The sequence below is a fragment of the Pleurocapsa sp. PCC 7327 genome, from assembly GCF_000317025.1.
Taxonomy (GTDB): Bacteria; Cyanobacteriota; Cyanobacteriia; order Cyanobacteriales; family Microcystaceae; genus Hydrococcus.
The window spans coordinates 4,772,497-4,797,079 of sequence record NC_019689.1 but is presented as its reverse complement, the minus strand read 5'-3'; the positions used below and the strand labels follow the sequence as shown (position 1 = coordinate 4,797,079).

Annotated in this window: 25 protein-coding genes and 2 pseudogenes; 15 read left to right on the top strand and 12 right to left on the bottom strand. The window is 45.4% G+C overall.

The features are described from left to right. Positions 1–30: 30 nt before the first annotated feature. From PLE7327_RS21570 to PLE7327_RS21560, 3 genes are all read right to left on the bottom strand, one after another. Positions 31–276: a hypothetical protein gene (locus PLE7327_RS21570; protein ID WP_015145881.1), complete on the bottom strand. Its 246-nt coding sequence runs from the start codon at positions 274–276 to the stop codon at positions 31–33. 106 nt (positions 277–382) lie between these two features. Further along, complete coding sequence (locus tag PLE7327_RS21565; RefSeq protein WP_015145880.1) at positions 383–1,099, bottom strand: hypothetical protein; 717 nt, start codon at positions 1,097–1,099, stop codon at positions 383–385. 273 nt (positions 1,100–1,372) lie between these two features. After that, entirely contained in the window at positions 1,373–2,293 is a 921-nt protein-coding gene (locus PLE7327_RS21560) for a DUF4388 domain-containing protein (RefSeq protein ID WP_186005349.1), read from the bottom strand. Between the two features lie 542 nt (positions 2,294–2,835). Here PLE7327_RS21560 and PLE7327_RS21555 point away from each other — a divergent pair. The 3 genes from PLE7327_RS21555 (at position 2,836) to PLE7327_RS21545 (ending at position 4,391) form a co-directional block, all read left to right on the top strand. Then, positions 2,836–3,045, top strand: coding sequence for a hypothetical protein (locus tag PLE7327_RS21555; RefSeq protein WP_144266156.1), 210 nt, complete (start codon positions 2,836–2,838; stop codon positions 3,043–3,045). A gap of 47 nt (positions 3,046–3,092) precedes the next feature. Continuing rightward, complete coding sequence (argB, locus tag PLE7327_RS21550) at positions 3,093–3,986, top strand: acetylglutamate kinase (protein WP_015145878.1); 894 nt, start codon at positions 3,093–3,095, stop codon at positions 3,984–3,986. Between the two features lie 186 nt (positions 3,987–4,172). Next, entirely contained in the window at positions 4,173–4,391 is a 219-nt protein-coding gene (locus tag PLE7327_RS21545) for a DUF4327 family protein (RefSeq protein WP_015145877.1), read from the top strand. A gap of 29 nt (positions 4,392–4,420) precedes the next feature. Here the strand turns inward: PLE7327_RS21545 and PLE7327_RS21540 are convergent, their stop codons facing one another. Further along, a complete protein-coding gene (locus PLE7327_RS21540; protein ID WP_015145876.1) occupies positions 4,421–5,659 on the bottom strand; it encodes an FHA domain-containing serine/threonine-protein kinase in 1,239 nt (412 codons plus the stop codon). 13 nt (positions 5,660–5,672) lie between these two features. Further along, positions 5,673–7,874, bottom strand: coding sequence for a serine/threonine phosphatase (locus tag PLE7327_RS21535; protein ID WP_015145875.1), 2,202 nt, complete (start codon positions 7,872–7,874; stop codon positions 5,673–5,675). A gap of 197 nt (positions 7,875–8,071) precedes the next feature. Here PLE7327_RS21535 and fabG point away from each other — a divergent pair, with 197 nt between their 5' ends. Next, positions 8,072–8,767 carry a 3-oxoacyl-ACP reductase FabG gene (fabG, locus tag PLE7327_RS21530; RefSeq protein ID WP_015145874.1) on the top strand — a complete coding sequence of 232 codons (696 nt, stop codon included), beginning with the start codon at positions 8,072–8,074 and terminating at the stop codon, positions 8,765–8,767. Between the two features lie 78 nt (positions 8,768–8,845). Beyond that, a complete protein-coding gene (locus PLE7327_RS21525) occupies positions 8,846–9,418 on the top strand; it encodes a hypothetical protein (protein ID WP_015145873.1) in 573 nt (190 codons plus the stop codon). A gap of 12 nt (positions 9,419–9,430) precedes the next feature. On the opposite strand, the gene PLE7327_RS21520 is transcribed toward PLE7327_RS21525, so the two are convergent. Continuing rightward, positions 9,431–10,195, bottom strand: a complete 765-nt coding sequence (locus tag PLE7327_RS21520) for a class I SAM-dependent methyltransferase (RefSeq protein WP_015145872.1) — start codon at positions 10,193–10,195, stop codon at positions 9,431–9,433. A 75-nt stretch (positions 10,196–10,270) separates the two neighbouring features. Between PLE7327_RS21520 and PLE7327_RS21515 the strand changes: the two genes are divergently transcribed. From PLE7327_RS21515 to PLE7327_RS21495, 6 genes are all read left to right on the top strand, one after another. Beyond that, positions 10,271–10,738 (top strand): DNA phosphorothioation-associated protein 4, encoded by a 468-nt coding sequence (locus PLE7327_RS21515; protein ID WP_015145871.1) that lies wholly within the window; start codon positions 10,271–10,273, stop codon positions 10,736–10,738. 238 nt (positions 10,739–10,976) lie between these two features. After that, on the top strand, positions 10,977–11,390 hold the full coding sequence (locus tag PLE7327_RS21510) for a hypothetical protein (protein ID WP_015145870.1): 414 nt from the start codon (positions 10,977–10,979) through the stop codon (positions 11,388–11,390). Between the two features lie 31 nt (positions 11,391–11,421). Further along, on the top strand, positions 11,422–11,595 hold the full coding sequence (locus PLE7327_RS25040; protein ID WP_186005348.1) for a hypothetical protein: 174 nt from the start codon (positions 11,422–11,424) through the stop codon (positions 11,593–11,595). Positions 11,596–11,792: 197 nt separating this feature from the next. After that, positions 11,793–12,131, top strand: coding sequence for a hypothetical protein (locus PLE7327_RS21505; protein ID WP_015145869.1), 339 nt, complete (start codon positions 11,793–11,795; stop codon positions 12,129–12,131). A gap of 178 nt (positions 12,132–12,309) precedes the next feature. Then, positions 12,310–12,666, top strand: coding sequence for a hypothetical protein (locus PLE7327_RS21500; protein ID WP_041392475.1), 357 nt, complete (start codon positions 12,310–12,312; stop codon positions 12,664–12,666). A gap of 141 nt (positions 12,667–12,807) precedes the next feature. After that, positions 12,808–14,229 carry a YdiU family protein gene (locus tag PLE7327_RS21495; protein WP_015145868.1) on the top strand — a complete coding sequence of 474 codons (1,422 nt, stop codon included), beginning with the start codon at positions 12,808–12,810 and terminating at the stop codon, positions 14,227–14,229. Between the two features lie 99 nt (positions 14,230–14,328). Here the strand turns inward: PLE7327_RS21495 and PLE7327_RS26790 are convergent. After that, positions 14,329–14,851 (bottom strand): annotated as a pseudogene (locus PLE7327_RS26790) (hypothetical protein); the annotation flags it as partial. A gap of 503 nt (positions 14,852–15,354) precedes the next feature. After that, complete coding sequence (locus PLE7327_RS21485) at positions 15,355–16,587, bottom strand: response regulator (protein ID WP_015145867.1); 1,233 nt, start codon at positions 16,585–16,587, stop codon at positions 15,355–15,357. Between the two features lie 262 nt (positions 16,588–16,849). Between PLE7327_RS21485 and PLE7327_RS21480 the strand changes: the two genes are divergently transcribed. The 3 genes from PLE7327_RS21480 to PLE7327_RS21470 all read left to right on the top strand — a co-directional run bounded on the left by PLE7327_RS21480 (position 16,850) and on the right by PLE7327_RS21470 (position 20,419). Further along, complete coding sequence (locus tag PLE7327_RS21480) at positions 16,850–17,776, top strand: PhzF family phenazine biosynthesis protein (RefSeq protein WP_015145866.1); 927 nt, start codon at positions 16,850–16,852, stop codon at positions 17,774–17,776. A gap of 389 nt (positions 17,777–18,165) precedes the next feature. Next, positions 18,166–20,127 carry a chloride channel protein gene (locus tag PLE7327_RS21475; RefSeq protein ID WP_015145865.1) on the top strand — a complete coding sequence of 654 codons (1,962 nt, stop codon included), beginning with the start codon at positions 18,166–18,168 and terminating at the stop codon, positions 20,125–20,127. 55 nt (positions 20,128–20,182) lie between these two features. Continuing rightward, the gene (locus tag PLE7327_RS21470) at positions 20,183–20,419 is read left to right on the top strand and encodes a hypothetical protein (RefSeq protein WP_015145864.1); all 237 of its coding nucleotides are present in this window, start codon (positions 20,183–20,185) and stop codon (positions 20,417–20,419) included. Positions 20,420–20,436: 17 nt separating this feature from the next. Here PLE7327_RS21470 and PLE7327_RS26785 read toward each other — a convergent pair. Further along, a pseudogene (locus tag PLE7327_RS26785) lies at positions 20,437–21,029 on the bottom strand (YdeI family protein). Between the two features lie 108 nt (positions 21,030–21,137). After that, a complete protein-coding gene (locus PLE7327_RS21460; protein WP_015145863.1) occupies positions 21,138–22,337 on the bottom strand; it encodes an extracellular solute-binding protein in 1,200 nt (399 codons plus the stop codon). A gap of 333 nt (positions 22,338–22,670) precedes the next feature. Between PLE7327_RS21460 and PLE7327_RS21455 the strand changes: the two genes are divergently transcribed. After that, positions 22,671–23,051: a hypothetical protein gene (locus PLE7327_RS21455; RefSeq protein ID WP_015145862.1), complete on the top strand. Its 381-nt coding sequence runs from the start codon at positions 22,671–22,673 to the stop codon at positions 23,049–23,051. Between the two features lie 25 nt (positions 23,052–23,076). On the opposite strand, the gene PLE7327_RS21450 is transcribed toward PLE7327_RS21455, so the two are convergent. Together PLE7327_RS21450 and PLE7327_RS21445 are read right to left on the bottom strand one after the other, a co-directional pair. Further along, a complete protein-coding gene (locus tag PLE7327_RS21450; protein ID WP_015145861.1) occupies positions 23,077–23,772 on the bottom strand; it encodes a biopolymer transporter ExbD in 696 nt (231 codons plus the stop codon). 39 nt (positions 23,773–23,811) lie between these two features. After that, positions 23,812–24,504, bottom strand: coding sequence for a MotA/TolQ/ExbB proton channel family protein (locus PLE7327_RS21445; protein ID WP_015145860.1), 693 nt, complete (start codon positions 24,502–24,504; stop codon positions 23,812–23,814). Between the last annotated feature and the right edge of the window lie 79 nt (positions 24,505–24,583).

The window sequence follows — 24,583 nt, the reverse complement described above, 5'->3', positions numbered from 1 at the left end:
AATTGGATTGACATTTCGGCACGGCGATCGCTAGTTCTTTTCGTGCCGATTGGTTTGTTTGAGCTTTTGCTGTTTGAGAGCTTGTAACTGTTGAAAGAGGACTTCGATTTCGGCTTGCAAATGAAGGTATTCAACCTGTTGGTCGGCTTGATAGGACTTCATCAACTTCATTAAACTTGCATTGTCGCTAACAGTTGCCAAACTACCTCGACTGGATACGGAAGACTCGCTGAATTCTCTGGCGCTAGAGCTGTCGGAGACTAATTGAGCTGTCATTTCTGGTTGAGTAGTTATTTGTACTTATCTAACTTGAATGAGGATTTTAAACTAAACATAACATTAATGTGTATCTCCTGTAGCTTCTTTCTCTTATTAGTCTTCCCTATGGTAAAGTCAGGGATTTAGAAATGTTTCTCAAGTTTCGGAGCGATTTTCCGAGCAAACATTGCCAATGACAGGCAAACAGATCGGGTTGTTGGCTCCCGATCGAGGCGATCGCCGGAGCTGCCGGAAAGGGCCACAGTCGGTCGAAGACAATCTCTTTTCCGATTAGTCTAAATTGCAACAAGTAAACGGCTGGCGGAGCGGATAAAGATTCTAATAAGCGATCGGCTAGATAATAGAGAGACTTGCGCAATTCATTCGTCAAATCGACGGGTTGCTCGTAAGAGTTGGGGATAGCGCCTTCGCCGATGACCTCCCCGTAGAGAGTTTTCTTTGTCGTCAGCACCACGGGCAGCCAAAGATCGCCTAACCAAGAATCTCTAATACTGGTTTTGTAAGCTAAATGGCGTTCGACCCATTGCCGCCTACCCTCGATATCCCGACAGGCTTTGTAGATGTCTCTAGCGGGAAAGTCAAACCAATCGGGCAACTGAATCGTTAAAGGACAATAGATCGGATTGGAATTTTGAAGCTGATTCTGGCTTGCCTGCGACCACAGCGCTGTTGCTGCTAACACTTCCACAGTCGCTGTCGGCGAATTGGCAGCGATCGCGCTTTTGAGGGCGGCTACCATTTTTTCGGTCACGGGTGAAGCCCCAGCATGCTTTCCCGACGCTTTGACCTCGCTGTTAACAATAATAATTACGCGACTCATGTTCGACAATCACTAGCAATCCTATACCGTTTATTTGCGACTCATGAGGCAAGCCAAGGCGTAATTTCAGCCGCCCGGATGCTCGCTCTCTTGGCTGGCTAAAACCAACAAGACTCCATCGGTTCTATAACCTACATAAATACTGTAACCTTTTTCTTCTCATTAAAAGGCGGTTATCACCATCCGATCGATTAATGAAAGCGAATGTCGGGCGAACAAAGCGCGTTTTTCGAGAATCAACCGTTGCGGCGATCTCAATCTGCAAAATTTCCACTAAAATTTACTCCGCAAAAAGCTCACTAAATTCTCAAACAACGAGCTGTTAGTCTCAGATTTGTCAGATTCCCATTCTTGGCTGACGGTTGCCGCGATTGACTCCTTGTCGGCTAATGCTTCGGTTGAGTTTGCCCTTTCTTGTCCTAGAACTTGAGCGCTTAGACCATTGGTTGGCAGGTTTGGGGTGACTTCTTCTACCAATCCGCCCATTATCAGACGAAAAGCTGTCCTTTGCACGACGAAGGACGATTGGGCTAGCCGGTAAGCGATCTCTTCTAGAACCGTCGAACCATTGGCAAGTTTCCAGATCTCCAACTCCAGCGCGTCGAGTCGGAAAGGGGGATGGCGAACTAGCGATGCCAAGGCACAACCCAGTTCTGGCAGCTTATCGATATACCCGTCCCAGTGTCTGACCAATCGCAGAGCCAATAGCGCGACTTCCATCGCCCTCATGCCGATCCCCGTCATCTCAAACCATGGCATTGTCAGGGTACTCGCTGCTGAGCCATCAGGCGAGGAAACTTCAAAAACAAACCATCCCGATGTCACTTCAAACAATCTATATACTTGATGCAGATGCATTTGGAAAAGTAAACACAGTTGCTCTGCTTTCAAGACCCCCATGGTCTTCAAATATACACCGAATGACATATCGAGCGGACATAGCTCGGCTAATTTTTCGATAACGCGCCTGCTCAACCAGCCGCGATTTTCAATTAGAGTCATCAATCCCTGACTGTCTTGGCGATTGGTAATCGCGACCAACCGACCGTTTTGAAACCAAATGTAGTAAGCGCCAACCGCTCTGGTCGCCTCTGAATTCGGTAAAGGTTGTACGGTTAGTCGTCCCGTTTTCGTCCCTAAGTCAATCAGTCGAAACAACTCAGGAAGGGAGAAAGTTTCCAAAGAGCCACTCATTCCCATTTCAACTAAATCTCCAACACTTAAACTATTCGAGCTTCTAGAAGAACTGTAATAGCTTCTAGAAGAACTGTAATATTATTGGCTCTTTTGTGCGAGCAGAAGAGGTCGAGCCGTGTTAGGTGCGCTCGGTGCATAGCACTTCGAGACATCATTCGGACTAGCGAGCATTTGCCTTTAGTTATTAATTATTTGCTTGTTTAATTGTTCTAGACGAGCGGTATAAAAACTAGAGAACTTTTTGTAAAGAAAATTTTTTAGGCGATCGCGTTCTTTCTTTAAACAACTTTTGATTGCTAAATATAAATACAAAACTCTTTATTCAATAGTTTGTTTGTTTTTTTGTTATAGATAAGTTACTTTTTTGTATGTAATTCGTTTATAATCTTTATTAGTTCTTGCTTGTGACGAAAGCTTACATGTATAAATAGCTATAATTTTCTCTCTCGCGATCGCTATTCTAGATGCTGAAAAATAGCCAAGGTTTCATTTGCCAAATACCTCAAAAGGGGACAAGCTCAATCGGAAATAGCTTGCTCGTGAAAAAAATAAATTGGAATTGGCAAGCTTGGTGTAATGTAAAGTCATGTCGTTCGGGTAAAATTAAGTTTGCGATCGCTAACCCCTCACCCGCGATCGAAGTCGAAGCAAAAAAGCGCGAGGGGAAAATTATGCCCAAAAAACTAGAGAAACGATTTTCGTTTGTACTAGAAATTAGTTCGCAGCGAACAGTAAGTCAGGATTGCTAACCCAATAAACTGATTAACGAAACAATTAATATCCAACTATCTCAGTTATGAGCAACGAGAGTGAATATATTCAACAAACAGCAGCCACTCGCGTGAGAGTTCTGAGCGAAGCACTGCCTTACATTCAACAATTTTCCGGTCGAACCGTGGTCATCAAATACGGCGGTGCGGCGATGAAAGACAGTTCGCTCAAAGATAAAGTCATCCGCGACATCGTTTTTCTCTCCTGCGTTGGCGTGCGTCCCGTCGTCGTTCACGGAGGGGGTCCGGAAATCAATAGTTGGCTCGATAAACTAGGCATAGAACCTCAATTTAAAGATGGATTGCGGGTAACGGACGCTCCTACCATGGATGTGGTGGAGATGGTCTTGGTCGGACGAGTCAACAAAGAAATCGTCTCTCTTATCAATCAAGCCGGAGGATTAGCCGTCGGACTTTGTGGCAAAGATGGGCATCTGATTACGGCACGACCCGTAGACCAGGAAAAAATTGGCTTTGTTGGCGAAGTGAACAATATCGATGCTAGGTTGGTCGAGTCTCTGGTCAAAAACGGCTACATACCCGTAATTTCCAGCGTGGCTACCGATGAAAGCGGACAGGCGTACAATATCAATGCCGACACCGTAGCTGGAGAAATTGCCGCCGCACTGGGCGCAGAAAAGCTGATTTTGCTCACCGATACGCCGGGGATTTTACGAGATTATAAAGATCCCTCTACACTGCTGACTAGATTGAATATTCAACAGGCGAGGGAATTGATCGCGCAAGGAATCGTGGCAGGCGGCATGATCCCCAAGGTCAATTGTTGCGTGCGATCGCTGGCGCAGGGTGTTCGGGCGGCACACATTCTCGATGGTCGTCTGCCGCACGCTTTACTCCTGGAAATCTTTACCGATGAAGGCATTGGCTCGATGATCGTTGCATCGGGATATATGCAATAAAGGTAGTAATTACCGTACCTAGTCTCAAAAAGACTTGCGAAAAACTACTTTCATAGGTAAAAATATACATTGAATGCTTCAGCGTCGTATAACAATCGAGACATCCAGTAGAACCTTTACAAAGAAAGAAGCATCGCTCAAAGAGCATTTACACAACCAGTTAAGTTTGCAAATTGATAACAGTCTATGACTAATCAAGTCGCTCACCCGATGGTGAAGTTTCAGCGCAAGTTGTCTTCACTTGTTTCATCAAAAGCGATCAAACCCAACGATCCGCTTTGGAAATTAGCCCTACTCTATGGCGACGACTGGGCTTTTTGGAAAAAGGAACTCCTCGATTTTGGCTTCACCATGCAAGATCCGGTCAGCGAGGTCTTGCTAGTCGAAGCTTGGGATGAAGAATAGCATCTGTAGGAGCGAGAGATACTTTGCCCTCATGGCTTGGTAATCGACCGTCGCTCCAAGCAGTCCGTCAGTGCCTGCGACAAGTCTTGAGCGCTTTGGTAGCGATCGTACCATTGAGGACGACATGCCTTGACGATAACTTCACCTAGCTGAGGGGGAATGTTAGGCGCTCTACTAACATCAAAATTCCATTCCTCTCCCAGGCGACGATAATATTTCAAAGGAGCTTCGCCCGTCAGTAAAAAGATTAGGGTCGCCCCAATCGCATAAAGATCGGATTGCGGGCAAGGTTTGCCTCGGCTTTGTTCTGGAGCGCTGTATCCTTGCGCGCCAATGCGCGTTTCTTGTGGCGTACCAACTTCTTTCACGGCGCCAAAATCTAAAAGCATGATGCAATTATCGATCTTGCGTAACATCAAGTTAGCAGGTTTGACATCTCGATGAACCAGTGGCGGTTTGAGCGAGTGAAGATAGGCGAGAATATCGCAAGCTTGAATAGCCCACGTTAATGCTTGTTGGGGTTTAGCAGCCCCCTTCTCAAGGATCCATTGTTCTAAATTCTGACCGTGGATTAATTCCATCGCCAGATACTTTTTGCCATTTTCGACAAAAAAATCATAGTACTTGGGAATGCCGGAATGGTCGAGGGTTTTAAGAATGCGAGCCTCTCTTTCAAACAGTTCCCTCGCTTTGGCAATCTGTGCGATGTCTGCATTCATTTCTTTGAGGACTAGCAACAAGGGAGAATCCGTCGGGGTTCCTCGTCTGTCCCAAGCGAGATAAGTCGTTCCCATGCCTCCTCGTCCCAAGATTCGCAACACCTGATAGTGACGAATAAAATGCTGTTGCTTGACGATCGGTTTGCCGCAGTGAATACAAAATAAATTAGTCGGCGGATTGCCCAGATGGGTGCAAACCTCGACTGGCGTCTTTTGAACATTTACTTCGGTTGCCTGACAGCGAAATTGAAGTAGGGGACCCTCTGGGGCCAATTGGATTAGATCGGAATCTTTGAGAATAGTTTGGGAGACAAGTCTGCCATTGACAAACGTCCCGTTCGAGCCGTAACTGATTAACTGCCATCTCGAATTAGTATAAGACTCTTCGAGTCGCTGGAGTTCGAGGTGATGTCGAGAAACGGCTAAAAATTGCGCCAGAACTATATCGTTATCGCGATGGCGACCGATACGGATGGCGGATTTTCCAGAGAAACTCCACTTTTGCAAAGGCTGATGGGTTTCAGGATTTAAAAGACTTAGAACGATCATGAGGCTAGATAAATTACCAAGTGCCACCTCCCAGATAGGGTCGTACTTTCATTCTGACAAGAATGGCAGTGATGTTGTCGTGACCGTTGTGTTGATTGGCAAAATCGATCAGCTTGCGCAGTCCCTTTTCTAAATTGTTGTTAGCACTAATTAGAGGGATCAAGTAGGTTTGCCAATGGGTTTCGATCAGGTGATTGTCGGAAAGACCGTCAGAACACAGCAGCAATAACGTATCTTCCTGGAGATCGAGGTAGCGAATATCGGGTTGAATAAATTTACTGCCATGGGGACCGAGGGCTTGGGTTAACTGGTAGGCATCGGGACGCGCATAGGCAATGTTAGGATCGACCCCCCCTTGAATGGCTCGTTGTCCGACTTCGTGATCGACTGTTAATTGTTCTAGACCTCCTTTGCGACTGACGCGATAGATGCGACTGTCTCCGACATGAGCGATCGCTACTTTCGTATCTTGTACCAATGCCATAACCAGCGTCGTCCCCATGCGTCCGTTGCCAGAACGAGCATTTTTTTGATTGACGTTAAAAATCGCTTGGTTGGCAAGCAACACGCCTTTCTCTATCGTTTCGCGATCGGGCAAATCGTCTTGCCAATTAGCGATAAAATAGCGTTGTAGGGTTTCAACTGCCATGGCGCTGGCCACTTCTCCGGCTGCATGTCCTCCCATCCCGTCGCAGACAATGTATAAACCGCGAGCCTGACATTTCTTGCCTCGGCTGCTCAGTTGTTTCTTGACTTGCGACTTCAACCCGAAGAAATCTTCATTGTGGTGTCGTTGGCGACCGCGATCGGTATATCCTGCATCGGCAAGGCTCTGCAACTCCATTGGCAGAACGGCAGTCGATAAATCTTCTCCTTCGGTCATTTGTCCGACCGATCTCATCGAAGCGCTATCGAAGCTATCCTCGTCTTCGTCAGAGGCGAGTACCAGTTCATCGGTCGTTGGTTCATCCAATGAAGCGCTTTGGAGGGGAGATTTAACCGTCGTTTGAGCTTGTACGGCGGCTTGAGTGCCGGAAAACGTCGGTTCGCGATCGCCCGATGACGAACCCCTTGGCGCCATGGTAGAAGAGCGTTCAACCGCCTCCTCCAGTTCGCGATCGCCGCTAGGGGCAGTTTGGGAACTAGAGGGGATAACTGACAAATCTGCGTCGTTATTTTGAGAGCGATCGCCCGATGCCGAAACCTTATCTCCATTCCTTCTCTTAACCGGTAAAGGCTGTCGAGGAGGGGTACGTCTCCGACCCCTAGCTTCGGTGGCATGTCGATGCAACGCCTGAAGTTTGAGTTGAAGTTGCTCTATGGTCGCGATCGCGCCGCTAGCGAGTTCGTTTAACAGTTGAGTTAGCGGCTCGAACTTGGTTAACTCGGATTGCTGCAATAGCTTCTGCCACACTCCGCCCAAATCTTGCAGCGTTAGTTGGGTATTTTGAGGAGTTTGGTAGAGTTGCTCCAATCCAAATGTTTGCTCTTTAGCGCTCCGTAAATTGCTCTCGACTAACAAACTTTGCTGGCAATTGACTTGAGACAGAAGTTCCCAAAGGGTTGCCATTTCCGTCAGCCGAGAAATCGTTTCTTCTAAAGGGAGTCGTCCCTCCCGCCACTGTTCGGAAAGTAACTGCCAATCGGAACGATCCGATAGCAAAATTACCTCTTTCTTTTCTTCGTGCCAAGCATCGTGAATAGTAGGTACGGCGGCGATAGAGTCTTTGAGGGTCAAATAAGGCAGAGCCAGTTCTGGAATGCCGATTCGCTGCCAAAGAGCCGCTTCCGATACCCGCTCGCCTGTAGAATTCTCTTGAGAATTTTCTAAAAATTCTGCTTGCTGCTCCAGGAGAATGCCCAAGACAGATTTTTGCAAGGGCTGGCAGTCTAGGACTTTGCCTTGAAACCGCTTATGGAGAGATTTTGAGTTACTTACTTGACTCAAAGCGCCTCCCTCGCCCGACATCAGTCGATAGCGCCTCCCTAAATCCAGATACTCGCCAAGATTTTGTTGCTTCTGTTCCCCTCGTTCTACAATAATTACCAACCATACCGTTCCAGTAAAAGCACCGCACTTGTGGCAGGTCTGGGCGCTAAACGAAACGCCCGTGCCGCATTCATGACAGGATTTATGCGTTAGAGAGGTTCCGCATCTTTGGCAAAACTTGTTGTTGTTTGGATTTTCAAACTGACATTGGGGACAGACAAGCATGATGAAATACTTTTGATGGAATCTTCTTAAATGCAGTACTCTTACCCTTTAATAAACTGTATTGACTGCATGTCAATGACAATGTATTCCTTAAAAAGCTAATCTAATAGTCTATAGTTAAATTAACCTGGTTTAACTTCTATTTTCTCTTTTATCTCATGTTCTGTCGATATAAAGATTTCTGGAATTCCTAAGTCATGAGAGGCAAACAAGTTTTACTCACGGGCGGCACTGGCGGTTTGGGACTGGGAGTAACGCCAACCGTAGTTGCTTCTGGGGCACAGGTTACGATTCCCTATCGCAGTGAAAGCGGCGTTGCTCGTCTTAAGGAAAGAATGTCTGCTGCTGATTTCGATCGCATTCGTTTTGTCAAAGCCAACTTAAATGACGAATCCGTCGTAGCCAAGCTAGTCAACGATCTCGGACGAGTTGATGTCTTGATTCATCTCGTTGGCGGTTTCTCGATGGGAAGGACAGACGAATTTAGCTTTGATGATTGGAAAGCTTCTTTCGATCTCAATCTCAATACTACTTTTCTCGTTTGCAAGCACTGCTTGAAAGCAATGCGGAGACACGGTTACGGGAGAATCATTACGATCGGATCGAGGGGAGCTGTGCAACCAGGTGCTCAATTGGCGGCGTACTGTGCCTCTAAAGCCGGGGTTGTGGCGCTGACGCAAGCGATCGCGCAAGAAACCAAGGAGACGAATATTACCGCAAATGTCGTTCTTCCTAGCGTTATCGACACGCCTGCCAACCGCGAAGCAATGGGAGAAACACAAGCGTCACAATGGGTCAAGGCAGAATCGCTGGCAGAAACAATCTGCTTTCTGGCTTCAGATGCAGCTAAAGACATTCGCGGCGCAGCAGTGCCAGTTTATGGAGCTATTTAGATAAGCTAATCTATAATTAGATCTCTGTTAGCTACCATGAGGTTAGTCTAAACTCTAGGATAAAAAGTCTCAGATCGAATGACTGCTATTATGTTTGTTTCTCCTTATTTCGGTGCTTTTCTGCCCATCGATAGTGTTTTTTCTACTCAGGGCATCATGGTAATGCTCTTAGTGGCATATGCGATCGCGATGTGGATGTTTCTCACTAGCGCGCCAAAAGTTCACACGATCATGGTTTCCGACCTCGATGTTGCTAAGGAGTTTTACGAAGGGTTGTTAAATTTGCCCGTGGCAGACGTTCCTTTACATTATTACTATAATTACGAACAAACTTTAGGCACCGCAGGCGCTGACCCGCTCTATTTTTCCAGCAGCCCTACTAGAACGACGAATAGTCCCCGCTACAATAGTACGGAAGGACTCTGGTATCAATTGAAAAAAAATACTCAATTACATATTATCTCTGGTGCGAGTTACGGCAAGAAAAATTGTCAACGGCACGTTTGTTTCGATCGCGATTGTTTAGAACAAATTTTATTGCGCGTACAGTCGAGACGTTTAAAATTTAAAGTACGCCGAGAAAAACCGCTTAATTTTCTAGTCAAAGATATCGAAGAAAGAGTAATTGAAATGGCAGAGGTGACTAGTTAGTTTTCTCATTAGTCATTTGTCCTTTGTTTTTTTTTTAAATACCATAAAGTGCTGTTGGGGTAAAAATTCTTGGGTTTCTTTCCAAGACAAACCAACAGCATTCATTTCTTTTTTAACTTGATTTTGAGTCATTTTATGGAGAGCTTTAATAGGAATTAAAGGATTTTCGCGGCGATACTCGACTAAAACCACTCTGCCATTCCTTTTGAGTGCCTTGACTATTTCTTCCATTATTTCTCTGGGATATTCAAATTCGTGATAGGCATCGACCATCAACGCCAAGTCGATGCTATTAGGGGATAAATTAGGGGTACTAACGCTGCCTAAAACTGTCTCGACATTAGTCACTCGATTCTCAGTTTTTAGGAAGTTAAGAACGTCCAGCATTTCGGGTTGAATATCCACGGCGTAGACTTTGCCTTGGGGAACTAAAGATGCTATGCGAAAGCTAAAATATCCCGTTCCCGCACCGATATCTGCAACGACATCAGTCGGTTTTAAATTCAGCGCTTCGATAACTTTCTTGGGTTGTTCTTGAAGTTCTCTACTAGGGCGTTCTAACCATAACATTTCCTGGTGCCCCATGACTTTAGCAATTTCTCGTCCCAGATAAAACTTGCCAATGCCATCGCGACTGTGGAAGGCACGTTGTTGATAATAAGCACTGGGGTTATTACTAGCAACGATTGCTGGGGTGTAGGTAAAATTGAGAAGTCCCAGGAGTAAAATTAAGAGTGCGATCGCGATACTAGAAATAAGAATCTTTGGAGATTTCATCGTATCTTTATAGAACTGACTTTAAAATCGCGCCATAATAAATTTTAAACGCGATCGCTAATAATAAGCTAAAAAATGGCACTACCAAGAATTAGAATTGCAAAAGAGAAAGCAGAATTGGTAAAAGCATTAGTCGATTTTAATGGTGCCAAGGGACCTTTTCAAACCTATGCCGATGCCATCATCTTTGCAGCTGCTTTAGGAGCAAAATATAATAAGCGAGTGCCTTTAGTAACTATTTCTAATACGGAACCCGCACCGATTAGCTTAGAAATTTTTATTTCTAGAGGATACGATACCGTAATTAAGTTACTCGCGATCGCTCAAACAAAAGATCCGCAAATTCTCTCAACTCATGACCTAAATGCAGAGGAACAACGAGTGCAAATTTTTGAAGAATATGCCAATGGAGGATTAGAAAAATTACGGGACGAGTTGCGAGGCGCCGTAGATTATACAGACCGCTTGTTGTTAATTTTGAGTGAGGAGAGATTTGAGGAAGAAGCAACCAACGAAGAGTTCGATTTGAGTCGATTCTTGTAAATTAACTAAAATTGAATACAGCAATCGCTATTCTCAAACATTAACTTACCACCAACTTACCACCGATTGGCAAGGGTACTTCCCAAAGCGATGTATAAATCTGACAATTGAAAAGCTGGAAGGCACAAAAAAAGACGCGGATTGCCTTTGCCGATCCTTGAAAAAGTAATCGATTACAAATATTTTAAGGAAAAGACGATGAGCAAATCAAAAAACAAGTTTAAAGCTACTTGGAAAATTGGAAAAACCAAAAAGAACTAGGGCTGATATACGGAAAAAGCGCGATCGCAGTAGAAAAGCTCTAACTCAATTAGGGTTAAAAGAGGAAATTAACAAAAGTCCTACAGCAGCTTTATCGGATGGAATTGACCAATCTACTCCTTTAAAGGACGGAACCCCATTTTACCTTTGGCACAAAGACAAAACCTGCCAAGAGCTAGACAAGTTAGAAGGTTGGGAACGTCAAGGGAAAGACGAGCAACAAGCTCAAAAGCTAGCAGGAGATTACGCCAGCGACATTAAGGCTGCACTGAAAGCCGATCGCAATGGCGAACATCATGTCATTGTTGATGGACTATTTGACTTGGCTCAAGACACTGCCAAGCAAATTAAGGCATGGGGGAAAGCGTTTGTTGAGAAAGTTAACGCTTAACTTAAAGGCAAAATCCCTGCTGAGTTTTTGATTGATTAATCTAACCGCGATCGCTCGTTCTCCAAACAGCGATCGCACACAGTCTTTATCGTCATGGGAAAAAATGCAAAAAATCCAAGGAAAATTCTATCCACTTCAACACGAAGAATGGATGAGAGCTTGCAAAGAGGCGTTGCACAATCATGGGATGATTTTAATTTCTTAAGTATTTTTAATTTAAGCGAACCGTGAGTCGAATATTTGCAATGGATGTATCCAAATAGCTGGAAGGAAGCAGCGGCACATTTCGGCGTGGCGAACGCGTAGCGTACCGGAGGGAATCTCGCGGATAATTTAAGACAACTCCCTGGTGGTAGCCAGGGGAGATCTAGAGATTTTTGCATCTAACAGGAGTTTAGCAAAATGTCCGACACACCGATACAGGTTACGACCGAACTAAGCAAAGCGCTCGAACAAATTAACCAGAAGCTGGACAAGATGGATGCAAAGTTCGAGGCAAAATTCGACAAGATGGACGAACGGCTTAACAAGATGGAAATAGGGCAAGCCAGACTAGAAGAGAAGCTAACCGGATTAGAAGGCAAATTGACCGGAAAAATTAATGCCCTTGATGAAAAAGTCGATGGATTAAGCAAACGAATTGATAGCGTCGATTTTGTCAATCGTGGGGTATTTGTCGCTCTAATCATCGCAATACTGGGCGGCTTTGCCAAACTATTTGGTTTTGTTGGTAATCCATAGTCGCTACGCAGGGCTATTTCATCTGACGGGGTGGCAATGACATTATAAGACTTGGGAGAAGACATGGGAGATCTGAAGTTGTTGAGTCTGGTTAGAGTCGGGTTAGAGAGTACGAGCGCATGCCCTCTCAAGAGTTCGTTGTCTTATCCACCACTCCTAAACGCAAAGCAAATCGATCTTGGCTTTGGCTTTTAAAATTGGGCACGGGATTATACTTTTTCGTACCTTGTTCGTACCTTGTGTCGCTACCAGTTGTTTCAATCGTACCAATGCCAGGGGAAGGGAGACTTTAACCTATGTCGGGTCTGGCGGGCTTCCTTTGAGTCCTAATTCTGGGTTCGATCGCTCGGGAGCTGCCATCGAGATTCCGAAACCGAATTCCTCAGATACGAACCGGAGCGAACGCCATCTCTCGATCGTGGCCAATCGAGAGCGCCCTTGGCAAATCGGCGATCCAATTGTCGAACCGAATCAGGAAGTTAAAACTTCCGACGGGCGAGTGTTTTTTGTGAATTTGTCCCCCATTATTTTTTGAAAGGCTAGTTGTTCTTTTAATGATGCAGTGCAACAATTCTGGATTGACACTGAGAGGTTGCAGAGGAATTAAGGAAATAATTTTTTTCGATCGCGTCTGGGTTAGGGTATATAAAGGTTGCTAACTTTCTTAACTCATCAGATGACGCAAACATCCCCCAATCCTTTTCTCAATCTCGATTACGAACCTGCCTTAGAATTGCTGGGAGACGACTACTTTGATGAAGTTTCTGCCGCAGAATTTCCCCAGCACATTCTTCGCTTCCGCAACGACCAATTATTACCTAAGTTGGGATTAAATCCCGAGTCCGTTCATGATTCTCACTTTATTGAAGCATTTGGAAAATTTCAGGGGATTCGTCCTTTTTTGGCACTGCGCTACCATGGCTATCAGTTTGGGGAATATAATCCCTTTCTAGGAGACGGCAGGGGATTTCTCTACGGACAAGTACGTGGCATTGACGGTCAATTATATGATTTTGGGACGAAAGGTTCGGGGAGAACTCCCTATTCGAGAAATGGCGATGGTAGATTAACTCTCAAAGGTGGCATTCGAGAGGTTTTGGCGGCAGAAGCATTGCATTATCTCGGCGTAGATACGTCTCGCTGTTTAAGTTTGGTTGAAACGGGAGAGGCATTATGGCGAGGAGACGAACCGTCTCCGACTCGTTCGTCAGTGATGGTTCGCATGAGTCGTTCTCACATTCGATTTGGTACTTTTGAACGATTGCGTTACATCCAACGTCGCGATTTAATGCATACACTACTCGATCGCGTCATCGATTGTTACTATCCAGAAGTTGCTAACTCAGAGAATCGCTATGTTGAATTTTATGCAGCATTAGTTAAGCGAGTAGCAAAATTAGTTGCGCAATGGATGGCAGCAGGATTTTGTCATGGGGTATTGAATACAGATAATATGTCGATTACCGGGGAAAGTTTTGACTACGGTCCCTATGCATTTATTCCCACCTATAATCCATTGTTTACTGCTGCCTATTTCGATTATGGCGGACGCTATAGTTACGGCAATCAACCCTATATTTGTCGGTTAAATCTCGAAATGCTTCAAGTCTCTTTATCGATGGTAATTCCACTTTCTGAGTTAGAGAAGGGTTTAGCATTATTTGATGAGTATTATTACATTTATTATCATCAGTTGATGATGAATAAATTAGGATTCGATAATTTATCGACGCCAGAATCAAAAGAGTTATTAGAGAAAACCATTGAGATTCTCAAAGAAACTGAAATAGGTTATCATGATTTCTTTTTTGAGCTATCCCAGCAGTTTAATTATGGATGGCGAGAGGATAGTTCGCTCATTTTAGAAAATCTTAAATTGCCAAAAGCAGACTGGGAAAATTGGCGAAGATTATATCATCAGACTTTAAATCAATTGCCTGTTGATGAGATGAAAAAAATCGGCGATCGCTTGCGATATTATAATCCCAAAACGGCTTTGCTCAGACCCGCGATCGAATCAGTATGGGAACCCATTGCTTATGAAGATAATTGGGAACCATTTTACGATTTAGTGAGGCGATTGCAGGCAAAAGAATAATATCAAAAGAATAATATCTCGTGCAAAGACGCAGCGTGCAAAGACGCAGAGAGAAGAACGCAGACAGAGCAAAAAAATTATGTTATCCGAAGTTTTAGCAGCGGAAATTTTTGCCCGCTTCTCCACGGCAAGTTGATTAATTCGTTGTGCAACTTGTTGCAGCAAAATTGGCGGTTGCTTGGTCGCTGCAAGCGGTGCTAATGGTAACAATACCTCCTCGTTGAAGAAGATTTCTGGGTTTTCCTCCCACATGCGCATTACCCTATATTCGTGATGGGTGGTTTCAATGTGAAAGGATGTTTCGATGACTGTTTCTGGCGGGGGAGAAGTAATAAGACAACAACCTGGGTAACTGGTAGACGATATAAGCGATACAATCGCACCCAGTAATCCAGCATCCGTAAAGGTAAGGGCGGCGTTGATTCCAGTTTGGTTTGAAATTCCAGGTGTAAAAGAGCCGTTCTTGTAGTTGCAAAAAGGTAACCGAATCAGCGCGTATCGGTTCAATACTCAATTCGGTTTTGAGGACTTGGACGGTTGTTTGGGGTGTACCTAAAATCCAATTGGCGAAGTTAGCAGGATATTTTTCCGATAGCAGCTTGCAGAGGTTATCAAAAGACATTGAGAATAGGCAACAATTGAAATCGGCTTTACCATTATTCTGGTTTTTGATTAGGCAATTTAGGTACTCGCTAGTTCTTTAACCACTATTTCTACTGATGATGCGCCTTGCTACTTCTTCGCTCAACTTCACAACTTCGAGTTTTGAGTTAACAAGCGATCGCCTTTTCATAAAAAATACAAAAATATCGGGACCAGCGGATAAGTTCAGACGCGCGCCATGCTAGTCAAGATGGGGTTTTAAAGTTTGTCGCATTGGGTTAATCTGGTTCATAGGGTTTCAGGAATTGTCTAATAGCTTTCTATGAAACCCTTTTTCTGTAACGGTTGGCAACCTTCACCCTGTTTTTTGTCCCGTACAGAGGATTTCACACCCAACCCGATTGCAAGGTTACTACCATAGCCCGAATGCGATTGTCAAGAGAAGCGGGCGCGGGTAGGATACCCGCACTACATTTTATAACTGTACTCATAACTGTACGGGCGCGCGGCTGTGCTTCCCTACTATCTCACCGGACGACCTCTATATTTAACTTCGTCGTCCGGATCGAGGAGCGATTGCCCGACAATTGTTTTGAAATACTTGCGGAGGATGCCTATAACTATCTCTGACTTGACTGGTTTATTGATGAAACCCGAAGCGCCTACAAGCCTAGCTTTAACGCGATCGATAATTCCATCGTTGCCAGTCAGAATGACAATAGGAGTGCGGCGAAACATGGGAAGCTTGCGTAACTGAGTGCAAATTTCATAGCCGTCGGCTTTGGGCATGACTAAATCTAAGAAAATGAGATCCGGTCGGCAATTTGACAAAATCTTGATGGCTTGCTGGGAATCATCGATCGCGATAAACCGACAATTGGTTTGTTTGACGATCGTTTCCATAAAATAACAAATCAGAGGACTATCATCGACGCAGGCAATCAACGGCTGTTGAGTTGGTGTTGCCGATGAGACAAATTGTGGCAACATGGGTAGGCAAACTGGTGGGGGTAAATCGGGAATGTCGATTAGTTTCATCAAATCCGAGGCGATGTAGGGCAAAAATAAACGGATGATAGTAACGACTTCTCGCTTGAGTCGAACGGCTAAATCGTGTAGAGTATTTTGTCCGTTACCCAGTTCGAGCAGTGATTGATATTGGCGATCTGAAAAATATTGCCTAAGTTTTTCTGGATGTTCGATTGCCAATGCCATGTGAGGAGAATACTCTGTGGCGCTAGCTGCTTGCCAAGCCAGCCAAAGTTTCTCGGCAATCGCGATCGCATCTTGAGCTTCAATAGCTACTAATCTAGCAGAAAGCAACTTATCCTCGCGCAATTTGAACGAAACTTCCCCTACCTGATTTAGATCGAATAAGACTTCTACTAGATCGAACCAGATTGTCTTGGTGGCTTGCTCGAAAGTCAGCTCTTGTCGATCTACCCAAAAGCATAATAGCTGATACTCCCAGCCAAACCGAAGGCTTTCGGGAGCATTTTTTTCTAAAACTCTTTGCCAGATCGAAGGATGAGCGGGAATCTCAGGGATATGCGAAGCGGCTAGGACTAAATTTCTTTGCCATCGCCTGGTAGGATGGATGCCTCCACCAACGTAGATGATACGACCTGCGGATAGATAAAAAGTCCATCGTCGTTGTTTCGAGTCAGCTAGCAATAGTTGACCGCTAAATTGACGCTGCTTTAATAGGTCAAATAACTCAGTCTGCTTTCTGGCAGAAAACTCGATCGAAGACATGAGACTGCGCTCGGTTACAGGTAACGGTAAGGTTAGCTTGGAAGTTATCGGTTAAAAACAAGAAGAAGCAAGATCGATTAACATTTATATTTTCACAGATTTTTTTATTAATTACAGCAAATTCCCTAATCTCTGCGATTTTTTGTGAAAATTTGACTTACAATAAAACTTTATTCCTCTTGTCAGTCGAGCATATAGCTCTACGAACATTTATTTAAGTTACTCACTTCTCCAAAACGAGATAAAGTGACAGGAGAAAGTTATGCGCCATAAATTTTACACAGCCGATGTTTTTACCGATCGCATCTTTGGCGGCAATCCTTTAGCCGTTCTTCCCAATGCACAAGGATTGAACGCCCAGCAAATGCAACGGGTAGCGAAGGGATTTAACCTCTCAGAAACCGTATTTGTCCTTCCTGCCGAAACTTCCCAAGGCACTCGCCGCCTGCGAATTTTTACGCCTGCTACTGAAATTCCTTTTGCAGGTCATCCTACCGTAGGAACGGCTTACATTCTCAGTGCCATTGGAGAAATCGCGCTGCAAGGCGAAGTGACAACAGTCATCTTTGAAGAAGGCATCGGTATGGTTCCGGTGAAAATTCGTGCCGAAGCAGGTAAACCTATCTATAGCGAACTGACTGCCTCACAATTGCCCCAATTTGGTTCCGAATCGCCTCCTATTGCCGAACTTGCCTCAATGCTGTCTCTAGAAATCTCTGATTTGCTCAATGGAGAAGATTATCCGCAAGCGGTTTCCTGTGGCTTACCGTTTCTGTTTATTCCCTTGCGCGATCGCGAGGCACTAGGACGAGTGAAACTGAATCGAGAACGCTGGCAACAATTGCTGTCGAACTACTGGACATCCTCAGTCTATCCCTTTTGCTACGATCCAGAGCTAGAGGGATCGGACATTAGGGCGCGAATGTTCGATCCGGGATTTGGGATCCAAGAAGATCCCGCTACAGGTTCGGCTGCAACTGCGCTGGCAGGTTATTTAGGAACTCGTCATCCCCTAACCGATGGAACTTTAAAATGGGTTGTCGAGCAAGGTTTCGAGATGGGAAGACCTAGCATTCTTCAAGTGGAGGCTGATAAAGAAAATAACCAAATCAAAGAAATTCGAGTTGGGGGATCTTCAGTGTTAGTTAGCGAGGGAATAATAGAGATCCCGGAACTTGAGAGCTTATGAAAAAGACAATCGAGACTCAAATTTGTGCCGACAGGGTAAGAATCAATTGGTGATAGAGTATACGGCTTAGACATTTAGCAATCCCTGCAAAAGTTGTAACCGTTTACCGATCGCGGAAAAACCGGGTACAGTAGAAAAAGACTAGGAAATTTAATGCCTGCCCAGAGCGATCGCTCGAAATCTGACGATGCGGGTGCGTCAAGCTACCCCCAAAGTCGAGCGCGAAGTCATTAGGATTTCTAAGACTGAAACTTTTAAGGTTCAATCTAAATATTGCAAAATTTAAAATGAGAAACCCGGCGATCGCGCGGTGGTTCTCTACGATCGGATAATTCCCATCTCCCCTCGGACAAATTTGAATTCCAAGCTGCCTGCCTTCTTTACTTTAAATGACTACTGCCCTGCCCGAATCCAAAGTTCTTCTCCCGCCAACGCCCAAGCCAGTTTCCCTATCCGATCGCTTAACCAGTTTTCTCAATCGCTTGCAACCGTCGCCAGAAGTCCTGGTGTTGATTTCTGCTCTGTTTATTGGCGGCAGCACGGGACTGGCGCTGATCCTCTTCCATCATCTAATCGCTCTGTTTCAAACCCTAGCTTTTAACGAGCTACTCGATTATATTTCGCCCTGGGGAGCTTGGATGGTAGCCTTCATTCCCATCTTAGGCGGATGCTTGGTCGGGTTGATGCGATGGCAGTTTTCAGAGTTCTTCGGGCAGGGATTATTAGCTTTGCTGAGCGACACGAGGGTGCAGCCGCTCTCCCCCCTACGACCCGCGATCGAGATGCTAGCAGCAGCCGTTTCGCTAGGAACGGGCGCTTCTCTAGGACCGGAAGGTCCCAGTGTCGAAATTGGTGCTAACGTCGGCATCATCTTAGGACAGGTCTTTCAAGTCTCTAAAGAACGCTATCGACTTCTGCTCGGTGCCGGGGCAGCCGCAGGGTTAGCGGCAGGATTCAACGCGCCCATTGCTGGGGTTTTCTTTGCTCTAGAAGTCGTATTGGGAACCACCTTCACCACCCCAGCCGCCAGTCTAATTCTCTTATCAGCCGTCGTCTCGGCAGTCATTGCTCGGATCTGTATGGGGGCGCGTCCGGCTTTCGATCTCCCTCCCTATCAGGTTTTGAGTAACTGGGAATGGCTCCTTTACTTGGGATTGGGCTTATTGGCTAGTCTTGTTTCTATGCTTTTCGTATGGGGAATTCAATTTTTTCAAGCGAGTTTTCAAGGAAAAGTTCCTGGCTTGGTTTGGTTGGGAAAACTTCCTGAGGCGATAAAACCCGTTATTGGAGGAGCTTGTGTCGGTTTGGTAGCCCTACAATTTTCTCAAGTTCTCGGCGTTGGTTATGGAACGATAGAGGTCATTCTCAAAGGAAAAGAATCCTATTCGTTGCCGCTGCTGTGCCTGCTGTTACTCTTCAAATTGCTCCTGACGGGAATTTGTTTGGGCAGTGGTTTGGTGGGAGGAATTTTTGCTCCCGCCATGTTTTTGGGAGCTTGTTTGGGAGCGATTTATGGCAATATCTTGACGCTAGCACTACCAGTTGAGATTGCCCCGACCGCTGCCTATGCGATGGTGGGAATGGCAGCCGTGTTAGCTAGCAGCGCCAAAGCTCCTCTGACGGCGATTATTCTCCTATTTGAGTTGACCCAAAACTACCTCATCATTCTTCCTTTGATGACTGCGGTGGGAGTTAGCGTTTGGATAGTCGAGCGCTTGAAATCGAGCCAGTCGCTCCCAGATCTCAAACTGCAACAAATGGGAGTGAACTTGGAAAAGCAGGAAGAACAAGAGCCTTTAGAGCATTTACCGACTGCCTTAGTTATGGGGCACTCTTATTTAGGCTTGCCCGCTTCTATGTCTTTATTAGAGGCAGGTCAGATCATGTGTCAGAATAAATGTCATACGGCTTTAGTGCTTGATGAGATGCAGCAGCTCGCAGGAATTATCTCGCTGGCTGATATCAAGCGCAGGCTCGTTCTCCCAATCAAAGAGCCGTCCGCAGAACTCCATCCAATCGATCGCATTATCGAGCAACCACTCCGAGAGATTTGTATCGAGGAAGTTCTCTACGCTCACGAGGACGAACCCGTTAATGAAGTTTTGGTAAGAATGGAAGCGAGGGGGCTGTATTTGCTGCCCGTGGTAGAACGAGATAATCTTCGCAAGGTATTGGGAGTGGTCGAACGACATCAGATTGGTTTAGCAAGCGATCTAGCCGAGACGCAGAAAGTACTCCGTGACTATTTACCCGAACCAGTTATCAGTGACGAGTTACCGACGTTCTCCCGCCAGCTGGAGGCAGCTTCTGCCTCGGCTTTGCCGATTACCAGTTCGGACGAATCCCATTGAGGATTTGATAGGATACCACTACGAAAGCCTTTTTCTCTAGCAACGGATAAGCGCTATGTCGATCTCGAAAGCAGAAGCAAAGCAGCTCCTAGAACGTTTGATTTTTGAGGAGGAAAACCCACAGGACTGGGTACAGGATGTTTGGGGATTGAGTCCGTTTTTGGGAGACAGTGCGGCAAAATTGCTAGAGGCTTTTGAAGCGCTAATCGAGTGCTGCCCCCAAGAGCAATTGGAAAACTTGCTGCAAACCTATTATCAAGATTACCTTGAGTCGCGATCGCAAAATTTCTGAAGAAGTTGCGATCGCTGTCATCGTGTCAATGGATTTTGGTTCTGCGCTGCCGAGTTTATGGTTTGCTCAATTCTTTTCAACCTCGTCTGCGGACGTTTAGCACTTTCAATCCAAAAGAGTATATTTTTTTTTCGATGAGTTACTCAATGCCTCAAAATACCTGTTAGCGGTTTTGTTAGCTTCTAAGGCTTGCTTTAAGTCTGCCGGAATAATTAACGCTTCGAGCGCATCTAACTCGTTCCACGAGTCATCTTGTTTTGCCGCCTCAATTTTTTCAAGACCAGCCTCAGTCATCAACCCTTGTTCTATAAGTTCTTCAATATATTGCTTATTTATTTAATTTTGACCAGACGCTTTTTGGTTTTCGGGGTGTAAATACTTGCATATAGCGTTCTCGATCGAGGGATTTGACTTTACTGTCAATCCAGCCAAAGCATAAGGCTTCTTTTACCGCTTCGCTATATCGAACGCTCGGCTTTCCACTTTTTACTTTGTAGTAGATTAGCCATGCACCGACAGAGGTGCGATGGTTTCTCTCCAACCATTCTCGCCAAGAATGACGATCTGTAGCACAAAAAGTTTCTAATTGGCGATTGGGTTTCGGCACCATGCAGTAATTTTAATTGATATTTGCGATCGCGAAAGCTTCTTGGCTCTTTGCGTCTTGCTTGCTTTTAAGCACTTCGCGAGCAAGATGCTCGCACTACTAATATCGTTATCAGTCAGATTTGCCCGATCCCCTGTCTCCTTGTCTTCCAGTCTCCCGCACCTGCCGCCAGAGAGTCTCGTATTCCTTCTGGACTTGAGCGGGAAGGGGATAGAGAAACTCGCACTTGTCTAAAATTTGAGGTTCGATTAGCAGCAAAGGATTTTTACGGATGTCTTTAGACAATTCGTCGGCTTTAAGGTTGAGTACGATTGGGGAGGCAGCATTGGTAAACAGAGAAATTTGATTGGCTGACTGAGTTTGCCAACAGAAATCAATCCACTGCTTTAATAGAGAAGTGCGATCGCTAGTTTCTTGTACAGAGGCAGGCTGTACCCATATATCTGCCCAAAGAGAGGTACCCGATCGCGGAATGACTGCTTTAATAGTTCGATAGCGCTCTGTTAGGGCGAGGATATCGCTAGACCACCCCACGGCAAGCCAAGTGTCGCCTAAAATCAAAGGCTGGAGATAGCGATCTGAACTGTAGAATTTTACCTGTCGGTGCAGCGACAATAGCTCCGATTTTAGGTTGGGAATTTTGTTCAAATCTTGGCTGTTGTAGGAATGCTTGAGTTTTTTGAGCGTCAGACCGATAACTTCTCGCGGTTGGTCTAAAAGAGAAATGCGATCGCGCAATTCCTCTCGCCACAAATCTCCCCAATCCGTGGGCAACCAACCTAACTTCTCAAACTCCTCCTGGCGATAGGCAATCAGAGTGCTGCCCCAACGATAGGGCGCGCCCCAAATTTGACCTCGTTCGTCGGGCATCCCTTGCTCGTTTCGCCTTACCAATGCCTGCCAGCGAGTAGGTAATCGCTGCCATCCGGTTAGATCGTTGACATTTAACGGTCGAATTAATTGTTCAACAATTGCCTTCTCCAGCCAATAGTCCCCCAAAGTTACTAAATCGGCGCTAGTAGGTGTCTCCTTGCCAATCACAGGCATTCTATCGTACCACGCTGACTGATTTTGAGGTTTTTGCTGCCAAATTCTTAGCAAATCAAAGAGATCTTTGAGTTGAGCCTCTGGTTTGAAGGAAAATGCTTTTTCGCGATCTATTTGCCCATGAAATGACCCAATTAGCTGCGGCGGGATAGTTCCTTGTAGCAGCAAAATTTGCAAGGCTGTTTGCCGATTGTTACATCCAGCCAAGCATTGCGCGAGTGCTATTGTTCCCGTACCGACTAAAAAGGAGCGACGGCTAAGCATAGACCCAATGCGATCGATTTTTACTACTCAAAAAAACACTTGGTAAATTGCCAGACAACAAAGCGGTTATGCGTTGAAAAAAGCGAAAAAATAAATATATTTTGACCATTATTGCTATATAAGCAAAATTCCCGTTCTTCTTCAATAACTCCAAAAACTCCGTTGGCAGTTAATTGCCAAAAACGATCGAAGAATACGACTGATTTCCATAGAATTTGAAGCCTTTAATTAAGAGTGGTGAAGCAATAGTTAAATGAATCGGGAATCCTATCAGTTTTTTTTGTGATGCTCATAGGATGGGAAACAAAGAACTTAATATAGCCAGGTAATTTTATGGATACGCTACAACAACAAATTTTCGATCTAGATCGTAAAGTCGATCGACTGCACGAACTTGTCGAACGCATTAGCGATCGCATCTCTACTCTAATTCTGGAGAGGCAACAATTGCCAGAGAACGAACTGGCGAATTTTCCGAGCAAAAATTCTCTCAGAAGTTCGTTATCTCAAACTAACGGACACTTTCAGTCGCTGACGGATCACAAAGATATTCTCGTTGATGATGGCGAAGAGCGACTCCGTCTCAATTCCGAAAGCGGGCAAACCTTGTCCTCGGATATTCAGATCCGACGGCTGACAGCCCAGTTGACGGCTGCCTACAATCGCATTGCTGCTTTAGAAGAACAATTACTGGCTTGTCGGATCAATTCTTAGCGACTGTTTTTCCCCGGCTCCCAAATTAATTGTTTCTGCCGTGAGTCGTATTGGGGGGACTGGGTAAGCTAGGAACGGAGGGAGCATAGGGATTGGATTGAGAGTTGCCCAACCCAGAATTGGGCGTAGAAGGAGGCAAGTTCGGCGGCAGAGAATAGGGAGAACCTCCGGGCAAATTCGTTCCCGAAGGCAAGTTGTTGTTGAAGTTAGGAGTCAAATTTCCTTGTATTGCTTCCGATGCTTCCGATTCACCAGGTAAAGTCGCTAGCGCCACGCGATTGCCGCCTACCTCCCGCAGCATGTCCAAGACTCGAACCACTTCGTTGTAGCTAGCATTTCTGGAGGCGTGAAGAACTATTAATCCGTTGGGATTATACTGATGATAGTTTTTGAGGGCTTGAAACAGCTGATTGCTAGTCACGAGTTGTTGTTCGACATAGACTTGTCCCAAATCGTCGAGGCTGACGACTAGCATTTCTCGCATCTGAGGCTTGCCGGTACTGGCTTTGGGTAAATCTAAGCCGATCGCTTGCTGGCGAGAAAAACTAACAGCAGCCAAAATAAAGAAGATTAAGATACAAAAAACAACGTCAATTAGCGGTACGATTTCAATCCGTACCTCTTGATTATCCGTGCGATCGTGCCACAGCCTAAAGTAACGTAAGGCTATTGGGGTAGCCCCAGTACGGCTCGCGTTTGTTCGAGAATGTGATTCTTTCATTCGCTCTTAGAATATCGTCTATAGATATTGCCTTATATCTTAGCTATCGAGGGGGTCTGACGTTTCCAGATTAACATCATTGACATCGAAAGCATAAGATTGCTCCTGGATCTCCATCCAGCGCTGCCGATAAATTAATTCCAACTCGCTTGCGGCTTTGCGAAACACTCTTACTTGATTGGACCAAAAGGCTTGAAAGAGTCGATAAAAGATCAAACTGAAAATGGCAACGATCAGCCCTGCTGCCGTGGAATACAAAGCTTGACCGATACCGATGGGAACATCAGCTGTAGAAGCCGTTCCCAAGTCGCCAATCCGTAGGTCCCCTAAAGAATAAATCAGACCCAATACCGTACCGAGCAGCCCCAGCAGAGGAGCAATGGCAATCGTTGCTTCTAAGATCTTATCTCCCCGTCGCATTGTGGCTAGCTGTTCGTCAGCGGCAGCTTCTAGCGCCAGATGAAAAACATCTGGGTCGGGTTCGGAAAGGCGTAGGGGCGCATAGAGCAATTCTCCGATTGGATGTTTGCGGTTTTCCCGCGCGACCTTGGATGCCAGATCCCAATTGCGGGCTGCGGTTTCGAGAATGCGAGTAGAAACCTCTCCTTCTTTGAGAAGCATTCTTGCCCAAAACCAAAGGCGTTCGAGAATGGTACTGAGCGCCAGAATAGATAAAAACAGCAAGGGCCACATAGCTGGCCCGCCTTTTTGAATAATGTCCGGTAAGTTCACAGTTTCGATAACCTCCGTTGCTTCCTCCTAACAGTTTACGATTGAATTGAGTCGCGATCGAGTATAGCTTCAGTACGGG